The organism is Thermopolyspora sp. NPDC052614 (assembly GCF_040678635.1).
Lineage (GTDB): Bacteria > Actinomycetota > Actinomycetes > Streptosporangiales > Streptosporangiaceae > Thermopolyspora.
This window is the reverse complement of sequence record NZ_JBFATZ010000027.1, coordinates 83022-92260: the sequence shown is the minus strand read 5'-3', so window position 1 is coordinate 92260 and position 9239 is coordinate 83022. Positions and strand designations below refer to the sequence as shown.

Below are 9239 nucleotides of genomic sequence, written 5' to 3'. Positions count from 1 at the left end.
TCTGGGATGCGGTCACCGGCACGGCCCGGGCGGTGTTGACCGGTCACACCGGCGTGGTGTGGGCGGTGGTGGCGTTTTCTGGCCCGGGCGGGCGGACGCTGCTGGCCACCGGCGGTGAAGATGGGACGGTGCGGGTCTGGGATGCGGTCACCGGCACGGCCCGGGCGGTGTTGACCGGTCACACCGGCGTGGTGTGGGCGGTGGTGGCGTTTTCTGGCCCGGGCGGGCGGACCCTGCTGGCCACCGGCGGCTCCGATGGCATGGTGCGGGTCTGGGATGGGGACAGGAGCGCCTTAATCCTCAGTGTGATCACCGCAGCCCCGGTAAGGGCCATCGCGGCGACTGCACCTGTTTTCCCGACCGTAGCCAACCAACCCCGTCCCGACACACAACTGGTCATCGGCGGCAGCGCCGGCTTAGCTGTCTTCGATGTTTTGTGATGCCGACCGGTGATCGTCCACTGGAGGACGAACAGCGCGCCGGTTCCTTTTCGGCGCGTCTCGAGCCCAGTCCTGCGAGAACGAGATGCCCCTCGTCGGCCTGGTCACACCTGCAAACCGGATCACCGCCTTGGCGCATGTCGTACCCGCCCCCGACCCCCGCCTGCGTCGTAAGCCGACCAGCGCCGTTGACGCAGGCGCGTGCTCAGCGGACCTGCCCTCCCATATGTCAGCGCGTCCCCCACCCCAACACCACGACGACGCCGATCACGCCGACGCTGCGCACTTCTCCCCAACGGCTCTCAAGCCGCCACCGGCAGACCGAGCGCAGCTCCGACACCGACCTGCGCGCGCTGACGCACGACCATCCGGCCCACGCCCGATCGCCACGCGTCCCCACCTCGCAACGAGCACCCCGACATTCCCACCGAGGGCCTCATGAGCGGGGGCACCTGGGCACGACACCGCCCCCAATCCCCTAAAGTCACCCATACGGAGCTACCGGGCGTGCGGAACAACCAGAGCGCGCGGCTCCGCGTGGGAGGAGACGCCCGTGCTTGTCGAGGTGTGGTCCGATTTCGTCTGCCCGTGGTGCTACATCGGCAGAAGCCGGCTGAAGCGGGCGCTCGCGGACTTCGAGCACGCCGACGAGGTGAAGGTCGAGTGGCGCAGCTTCCTGCTCGACCCGTCGCACCGCAAGGGCGTCCGGCAGGGCGTGCACGAGATGCTCGCCGAGAAGACCGGGGCCTCGATCGAGGACGTCCGCACGATGACCGACCGGGTGAGCAAACTCGCGGCCGAGGAGGGGCTCACCTATGACGTGGAGCGCGCCGTCGTGGTCAACACCGTCGACGCCCACCGGCTGCACCACCTCGCCATGTCCCACGACCTCGGCGACCAGGCGCACGAACGGCTGATGCGCGCCCACTTCGCCGAGTCCGAGGTGCTCGACGACCCCGACACCCTGGTACGGATCGCCACCGAGATAGGCGTACCCGAGGACGAGGCCCGCCGGGTCGTATCCAGCGACGAGTACGCCCGCGACGTCAAGCAGGACATCCGCCAGGCCCGGCTGTACGGGGCGAACGGCGTGCCGTTCTTCGTGCTCGACCGCACCTACGGCGTCTCCGGCGCGCAGCCGGTCGAGGTCTTCGTGTCCGCGCTGCGCACCGCCCACGGATCGGGCGAGCCCGCCTCGCCGTGACGCGCGCAAATCCGGCGTCCGCTGAAACTTTCATCCGCCAAAGCCCCTGGGCCCGATCGGGCCGAAGGCGATCTCCACGAGTCGCGGCCCCTATTCAAATTTTCAAATAATGCTCCTGTCCCGCGCGTGGACATAGGTGTTTCACCGGTTCAATTTTCCCGGCGACGTATATCGCCGTGAGCCAGGGCCGGTATGCCTACTGAAACCCGCATGTCGTGATTGCCGTACCCGCCGTCGGCCACCCGCCCACGCCGCGCCGCCCGTCCTGCAACAAGCGCGCGGTGCCCGCTGACCAGGGCGTTACCGCGCCTCCGCACGGCGACCTCCGCGACCGACGCCATTGCCCGACAAACGGCGGCATCACGAGGACCGCCCCGGGAATCGGCCTCCGAAGCCCCGGGCGGCACTCCTCGAAATCAGTCCGGTTATGCGCCCGTGAGTATCTTGAGATATGCCTGTGATTGGCCGATCCGGGATTAGGCGCGCCACCGTACGACTCAAGTGATCCGAGGTGCAGAGGAGCCAGAATGCGGACAACGACGACTCTGCCGATCTATGTGGAGCTGGAGCGCGGTTCCAACGAGCCGATGGCCGCGCAGTTGGCCAGGCAGTTGCGGCAGGCGATCGTCCAGGGGCGGCTCGTGGCGGGGTCGCGACTGCCGTCCAGCCGTACCCTCGCGAAACTGCTGAACGTGTCCCGCCCCCTGGTCCAGGAGGCCTACCAGCTTCTGGAGGCCGAGGACCGGATCGAGAGCAGGCGCGGCTCGGGAACCTACGTCAAACGCGTCGCCTCGCCGGGGCGTGCCGCCCCCCGTCCCGCCCGCACCGCCGCACCGGCGCCCGCCTCACCCAGGCTCGTCGATCTATCCCCGGGCCTGCCCACACGGGCGGACTTCCCCATGCCGGTCTGGCGCGCCGCCTGGCGGAGGGCGACGCACCGCATCCCGGACCCGCCGGACAACCTCGGCGAGACGGCGCTGCGCCAGGCGGTGGCGGCGTACCTGCGGGCGGTACGCGGCATGGCGGTCGACCCGGAGAACGTGCTCATCACCGGCGAGATCGCCCGCTCTCTGGACCTGGTGCTCTCGACCGCCGCACGCCCCGGCGACAAGGCGGCGGTGGAGGACCCTTGCGTGCCCTGGCTCATCCGCAGGCCGCACCGGCACGGCGTCACGCCCCTGCCCATCCCCGTCGACGACGAGGGTGCCGTGGTCTCGGCCGTCCCGCCGTCGGCCAAGGCGGTGGTCGTGTGCCCCTCCCACCAGATCCCGCTGGCCGTGGAGATGTCGCCCCGGCGCAGGCACCGGCTGATCGAGCAGTCGGCCGCGTACGGCCAGATGATCGTCGAGAACGACCAGGATCACGACTTCACCGACACGATCCGGCCGCAGACGCTGTGGGATCTCAGCAGGCCCCACACCGACGAGGTCGTCTACCTGGGCACCCTGTGCGGCCTGCTCCCGGAGGCGGTCTGCATCGGCTACGTCGTCGCCCGCGGCCGCCGCCTCGGCGAGCTGGCCGAGCGGCTCAGGACCGAGCCCCTCGGCGTCGGCACCATGATTCAGCGTGCCACCGCGGAACTGCTGTGGTCGATCGAGTCCGGCACCTGGCTCGGCCGCCTGCGCCGGACCTACCGGTCCAAGCGGCGCATGATCGCCGACCTGCTGCTCGGCCACCCGGCCGTGGAGCGCGTCAACGGCGTGCACTCGGGCTCGCACGTGTACGTCGGGCTGCGCCCGGCCCTCCCCGCCGAACGGGTCGCCGACGCCCTCGCCGGCCACGGCATCACCGTCCGGACCGGCCGGGACTTCGCGTGGAGCGGCCTGCTCCCGCCCGGGAACGGACTGCTCATCGCCCATAACCGCCTCACCGAGCAGGCGCTGGCCAGGGCCATGCGAAAGATCGTCCCATGCCTGAACGACCTGTCCCGCACCGCTCACCGGGCGTACCCGGCGGCGGACCTCGTGCCGGCGGGCGTCGGCCGCTCTCCCGGCCGAGGCGAAGGCCCCCGTACGGCGTCGCAGTCGCGGCGCAGTATCGACAGGTGAAGCCGCCGAAGCTGGGCGGACGGATCGAGGCCGAGCCGCTCGCCGAGCGTCGCGCCGGCGCGCTCCCAGGCGTCGATCGCGCCCGCCGCGTCGCCGCCGAGATAGTAGGCCCGCATCAGGTGCGCCCACGACGCCTCGCGGAAAGGCGCGGTGGCGAGGATCTCCTGGATCTCGGGAATCAGGTCGATGGTGCGGCCCAGCGCGAGCCGGGCCTCCACCAGCCGCTCCCGTACCGTCAGGTGCAGCTCGTCGAAGGCGGTGAACCGGGCCTTGAGCCGCTGCGACGCGGTGCAGTCCTGGCCGATGGGCCCCTGCCACAGGGACAGCGCCGTCGTCAAGGACGTCTCGGCGGCGTCGGCGGCCCCCGCGCGCAGCTCGGCGAGCCCCTGGGAGGCGAGCCGCCGGAAGACGACCGCGTCCACCTCCTCGCCCCTGGCCACCAGGCGGTACCCTCCCTCGCCGCCCCCGCCGCGCAGGGTGACGAGCCGGTCGCGAAGCCCCAGCTTCCCCAACTGGGCGCGCAGCCGCGCGATGTGCAGCCGCAGGTCCTTCCGCGCGGACCCCGGCGGGTCCTCCCACAGCAGGTGCAGCAGGCGCTCCACGGGCACCGACCGTCCCTCTTCCAGCAGGAGGGCGGCGAGTACGCCTCGGACCGGCGCCGACTCGACCCCGACCGAACCGCAGGCGGTCTCCACCTGGGCGTGCCCCAGCAGACGGAAGAGCATGGACGTGGCCTTTCTCGGGCGAGCTATCACTGGTCTGCCCGGCCCCGGGGTTCCCTGGCCAGTACGGCGGTACCACGTCACGCCGGTACCGCGATCACTGCGCCCCCGTGCCCCGGTCGATGCCGCGCGGCGTCTCCATCCTGCTGGCGGACGGGGCCGATGGGCATGGCCACAACGATGAGGTTCCGCGCGTTTAGTGGACAGGCGTCCACCGCGCGGGTCACTCGAACGGCGCCGGGTCCCCGGTGCCCTTGCGGAGGATCCGGGGCTCGTCCTGGGACAGGTCGACGACCGTGGTCGGCTCCGCGCCGCAGTCGCCGGAGTCGATCACGGCGTCGAGCACGTGGTCGAGCCGCTCCTTGATCTCCCAGCCCTGGATGATGGGCTCCTCCTCGCCGGGCAGCAGGAGTGTGCTCGACAGCAGCGGCTCGCCGAGCTCGCTCAGCAGCGCCTGGGCGACCACGTGGTCGGGGATGCGTACGCCCACCGTCTTCTTCCGGGGGTGCAGCAGCCGCCGGGGCACCTCCTTCGTGGCGGGCAGGATGAAGGTGTAGCCGCCGGGCGTCGCCGCCTTGATCATCCGGAATCGGGAATTGTTGATCTGCACGAACTGCCCGACTTGGGCGAAGTCCTTGCACACCAGGGTGAAGTGGTGGTCGCTGCCGAGGTGGCGGATCTCCCTGATCCGGTCGATGCCCTTCCTGTTGCCGATACGGCAGCCGAGCGCGTAGCTCGAATCCGTGGGGTAAGCGATCAGCCCGTCCGCATCGAGAAGATCAACCACTTGACGGATCGCCCGCGGCTGCGGATTCTCCGGATGCACGTCGAAATATCTGGCCATACAAGTGAGCTTAGAAGCGGACACTCCGTCAGATGACGCGCCCTTCCGACCCCGCATACGCCAGTGAATCGCCGTCCTGAGACCGGACGAGATTATGCAAGATCCACGTCGGCGCAAGCGTCCCCGCCGACGCGTGGGTGTCGGCGGGGACGCTCCGCGGCGGGTCAGCCGGCCGCTGCGGCCAGCAGGGCGCGGTGGGTCAGGATCCGGGCGAGGTGACGGCGGTAGTCGGGCTGGGCGTGCAGGTCGGCGGGCGGTTCGGTGCCCTCGGCCGCGTGGGACGCGGCGTCCTTGACGGCGGCGGAGTCGCCGACGGGCAGGCCCCGCACCGCCTCCTCCACGGCGGACGCCCGGACCGGGCGGGTGCCCATGTTGGTGAGGCCGACGCGGGCCTCCTCGATGGTGCCGTTGGAGCGTCGTACGGCCGCCGCGACGCCGACGATCGCCCACGCCTGCGCCGTACGGTGGAACTTCTCGTAGCGGAAGCCCCAACCGGGGCCGAGCTTGGGCACCTGGACGCCGACGAGGATCTCGCCGGGGGCGAGGGCCGACTCCAGGTAGTCCACGAAGAAGTCCGCCGCGGGGATCACCCGCTCGCCCGAGGAGGAGCGGGCGACCATCCGCATGTCGAGCGCGACCGCGACCGACGGCAGGTCGCCCGCCGGGTCGGCGTGGGCGAGCGAGCCGCCGAAGGTGCCGCGGTGCCGTACGGCGGGGTCGGCGACGGTGGCGGTGGCGAGCGCGACCAGCGGGCACTCGGACTTCACGATCGGCGAGTGGATCACGTCGTCGTGGGTGGTCATCGCGCCGATGAAGACGTGGTCGCCCTCGTCGCGTACGCCGTGCGGCTCGGGCACCCGGGCCAGATCGACGAGCGTCGAGGGGTAGGCGAGGCGCAGCCGCAGCAGCGGCAGCAGCGACTGGCCGCCGGCCAGCACCTTGGCGTCCTCGCCCGCCTCGGCGAGCACGGTCACGGCCTCGTCGAGCGACGCGGGCCGCGCGTAGTCGAACGATGCGGGGATCATCAGGCCACCCCTCCCTGTACGGCCCGCCACACCCGCTCGGGCGTGCACGGCATCGGCACGTCGTGGACCCCGTACGGCCGAAGCGCGTCCACGATCGCGTTGACCACGGCGGGCGTGGACGCGATCGTGCCGGCCTCGCCGACGCCCTTCACACCCAGCGGGTTGGTGGTCGCCGGAGTCTCGGTGCGATCGGTGATGAAAGCGGGCAGATCGGCGGCCGACGGCAGCAGGTAGTCGGCCATGGTCGTGGTCAGCAGGTTGCCGTCCGCGTCGTACACGGCCTCCTCGAACAGCGCCTGGCCGATGCCCTGCGCGATCCCGCCGTGCACCTGCCCCTCGACGATCAGCGGATTGACGACCTTGCCCACGTCGTCCACCGCCACGTACGACCGGATCCTCGTCGCGCCGGTCTCGGTGTCGACCTCGACCGCGCACAGGTGGGTCCCGTGCGGGAAGGAGAAGTTCTCCGGGTCGAACGTGGCGCTCGCGTCCAGCCGCGGCTCGACGCCGTCGGGCAGGTTGTGCGCCGCGAACGTGGCCAGCGCGATCTCCTGGATGGTCTTGCCGGACTCGGTGCCCCGCACCCGGAACGTGCCGCGGTCGAACTCGATGTCGTCCGGCGACGCCTCAAGCAGATGCGCCGCGATCTGCTTGGCCTTCTCCTTCACCTTGTCGCACGCCCGCACCACCGCGATGCCGCCGACGGCGAGCGAGCGCGAGCCGTAGGTGTCCATGCCCTTGTGCGACGACGAGGTGTCCCCGTGGATCACCGACACGTCCTCGAACGGCACGCCGAGCTGGTCGGCGACGATCTGGCTCCACGCCGTCTCGTGCCCCTGCCCGTGCGGGCTGGACCCGGTGACCACCTCGACCTTGCCGGTGGGCAGCATGCGCACGTCGGCGTGCTCCCAGCCGCCCGCGCCGTACGACAGCGACCCGAGCACCCGGCTCGGCGCGAGCCCGCACATCTCGGTGTAGGTGGACACGCCGATGCCGAGCTGCACGGGGTCGTTGCGCTCGCGGCGGTCGGCCTGCTCGGCGCGCAGCTTGTCGTAGCCGAGCAGCGCCAGCGCCTTCTCGGTGGCCGCCTCGTAGTTGCCCGAGTCGTAGGTGAGCCCGCAGATCGTCTCGTACGGGAACTCCTCGTGCTTGATCCAGTTGCGCCGCCGCAGCTCGATCGGGTCGAGCGACAGCTCGTTCGCGAGCTCGTCGATGGCCCGTTCCAGCGCGTACGTGGCCTCGGGCCGTCCCGCGCCCCGGTACGCGTCCGTCGGCATCTTCGTGGTGAACACGCCCGTGCAGGTGAAGTCGTAGGCGTCCATCTTGTAGATGCCGTTGTACATGAACGCGCCGAGCAGCGGCACGCCCGGCGTCACCAGCATCATGTACGCGCCCATGTCCGCGAGCAGGTTGACCCGGATCCCGCGGATCCGCCCGTCGCGCTCGGCGGCGATCTCGATGTGCTGGATCTGGTCGCGCCCGTGATGCACGGTGAGGTTGCCCTCGGTGCGCGACTCGGTCCACTTCACCGGCTTGCCGAGCCGCCGGCAGATCAGCAGGCAGAGCACCTCCTCGGCGGTGACCTGCAGCTTGGAGCCGAAGCCGCCGCCGACGTCCGGCGCGATCACGCGCAGCCGGTGCTCGGGGATCCCGGTGGTGAGCGACAACATGACCCGCAGGATGTGCGGGATCTGCGTGGCCGAGTGCACCGTGTACGTCTCGCCGTCGGTCTGCACGACGACGGCGCGCGGCTCCATCGCGCTCGGGATGAGCCGCTGCTGGCGGTACCTCCGGTCGATCACCACGGGCGCGTCCTGGAACGCCGCGTCGATGTCGCCGCCGGAGAACTTCCAGGTGAACGCCTTGTTCCCGGCCTCGTGGACCTTCGGCGCGTCCGGTTCGAGCGCCGCGTTCATGTCGAGCACGGGCGGCAGCGGCTCGTAGTCGACCTCGATGGCCTCAAGCGCGTCCAGGGCCAGGTAGCGGTCGGTGGCGACGACGCAGGCCACCGCCTCGCCGACGTACCGGACCTCGTTGACCGCCATCGGCGGGTGCTCGGGGAGCACCATGTCCTCGGTGACCGGCCAGGCGCACGGCAGGCTGCCCTGCTCGTCGGCGAAGTCCTGGCCGCTGTAGACCGCGACGACGCCCGCCTTCTCGCGCGCCGCCGACACATCCACCCGGGAGATCCGCGCGTGCGCCATCGGGCTGCGCAGGAACGCCACGTACAGCAGCCCGGGCACCTGGATGTTGTCGGTCCACTGGGTCCGGCCGGTGACCAGCCGGGTGTCCTCCTTGCGGCGACGGGCCCGGCCCACCTCGCCCTGTTCGACGTCGAGTCGCACGGTCATGACGCGCTCACCTCCCGGCCGCTCATCTCCGCGGCGCCACGCCGTACGGCGCGGACGATGTTGCAGTAGCCCGTGCACCGGCACAGGTTGCCCTTGAGGCCCTCCCGGATGGCGTCGTCGGAGGGGTCCGGATCCTCCCGTAGCAGGTCGATGGACGCCATGATCATGCCTGGGGTGCAGTAGCCGCACTGCAGCGCGTGTTCCTCGTGGAAGGCCTTCTGCATGGGATGCCACTGCCCATTGGTGGAAAGGCCCTCGATGGTGACGATGTCGGTCTGATCCGCCTGTACGGCGAGCACGGAGCAGCTCTTCACGCTCTTGCCGTCCAGGAGAACCGTGCAGGCGCCGCAGTTGGTGGTGTCGCAACCGATCGGGGTTCCGGTCTTCCCGAGCCGGTCGCGCAAGAGGTGGACGAGGAGAAGTCGCGGCTCGACCTCCACCTCGTATGTGATGCCGTCGACGGTGACGGTGATCTGGGGCATACGTCCTCCAGGCGATCGTGGATGGGTACGTGGACGTACGCGAGACATGGCGGTCCCCGGCTGAGGCACCGGATGGCCGGACGCGACTGTGGCATATCGCACCGCACCGAATGAACTGATGGA

Annotated in this window: 7 protein-coding genes and 1 pseudogene; 3 read left to right on the top strand and 5 right to left on the bottom strand. The window is 70.6% G+C overall.

Annotated elements, in window-relative coordinates; all coding sequences use genetic code 11:
- From AB0K60_RS34880 to AB0K60_RS34870, 3 genes and pseudogenes are all read left to right on the top strand, one after another.
- Nucleotides 1-440, top strand: a pseudogene (locus tag AB0K60_RS34880) (hypothetical protein); the annotation flags it as partial.
- A 553-nt stretch (nucleotides 441-993) separates the two neighbouring features.
- Entirely contained in the window at nucleotides 994-1644 is a 651-nt protein-coding gene (locus AB0K60_RS34875) for a DsbA family oxidoreductase (protein WP_364065159.1), read from the top strand.
- Nucleotides 1645-2171: 527 nt separating this feature from the next.
- The gene (locus tag AB0K60_RS34870) at nucleotides 2172-3692 is read left to right on the top strand and encodes a PLP-dependent aminotransferase family protein (protein WP_364065156.1); all 1521 of its coding nucleotides are present in this window, start codon (nucleotides 2172-2174) and stop codon (nucleotides 3690-3692) included.
- Here the strand turns inward: AB0K60_RS34870 and AB0K60_RS34865 are convergent.
- The 5 genes from AB0K60_RS34865 to AB0K60_RS34845 all read right to left on the bottom strand — a co-directional run bounded on the left by AB0K60_RS34865 (nucleotide 3581) and on the right by AB0K60_RS34845 (nucleotide 9116).
- Nucleotides 3581-4417: an AfsR/SARP family transcriptional regulator gene (locus AB0K60_RS34865; RefSeq protein ID WP_364065153.1), complete on the bottom strand. Its 837-nt coding sequence runs from the start codon at nucleotides 4415-4417 to the stop codon at nucleotides 3581-3583. The genes AB0K60_RS34870 and AB0K60_RS34865 overlap by 112 nt on opposite strands.
- Nucleotides 4418-4637: 220 nt before the next feature.
- Nucleotides 4638-5258 carry an L-threonylcarbamoyladenylate synthase gene (locus AB0K60_RS34860; protein WP_364065150.1) on the bottom strand — a complete coding sequence of 207 codons (621 nt, stop codon included), beginning with the start codon at nucleotides 5256-5258 and terminating at the stop codon, nucleotides 4638-4640.
- Between the two features lie 164 nt (nucleotides 5259-5422).
- Entirely contained in the window at nucleotides 5423-6283 is an 861-nt protein-coding gene (locus AB0K60_RS34855) for a xanthine dehydrogenase family protein subunit M (protein ID WP_364065147.1), read from the bottom strand.
- Entirely contained in the window at nucleotides 6283-8634 is a 2352-nt protein-coding gene (locus AB0K60_RS34850) for a xanthine dehydrogenase family protein molybdopterin-binding subunit (protein WP_364065144.1), read from the bottom strand. Before AB0K60_RS34850 ends, AB0K60_RS34855 begins: the two co-directional genes overlap by 1 nt.
- A complete protein-coding gene (locus AB0K60_RS34845; protein WP_364065141.1) occupies nucleotides 8631-9116 on the bottom strand; it encodes a (2Fe-2S)-binding protein in 486 nt (161 codons plus the stop codon). Before AB0K60_RS34845 ends, AB0K60_RS34850 begins: the two co-directional genes overlap by 4 nt.
- Between the last annotated feature and the right edge of the window lie 123 nt (nucleotides 9117-9239).

Bases quoted from the DNA above. Each gene is read 5' to 3' on its own strand.
- AB0K60_RS34870 (WP_364065156.1), top strand. From the start codon at position 2,172: ATGCGGACAACGACGACTCTGCCGATCTATGTGGAGCTGGAGCGCGGT.
- AB0K60_RS34865 (WP_364065153.1), bottom strand. From the start codon at position 4,417: ATGCTCTTCCGTCTGCTGGGGCACGCCCAGGTGGAGACCGCCTGCGGT.
- AB0K60_RS34860 (WP_364065150.1), bottom strand. From the start codon at position 5,258: ATGGCCAGATATTTCGACGTGCATCCGGAGAATCCGCAGCCGCGGGCG.
- AB0K60_RS34855 (WP_364065147.1), bottom strand. From the start codon at position 6,283: ATGATCCCCGCATCGTTCGACTACGCGCGGCCCGCGTCGCTCGACGAG.
- AB0K60_RS34850 (WP_364065144.1), bottom strand. From the start codon at position 8,634: ATGACCGTGCGACTCGACGTCGAACAGGGCGAGGTGGGCCGGGCCCGT.
- AB0K60_RS34845 (WP_364065141.1), bottom strand. From the start codon at position 9,116: ATGCCCCAGATCACCGTCACCGTCGACGGCATCACATACGAGGTGGAG.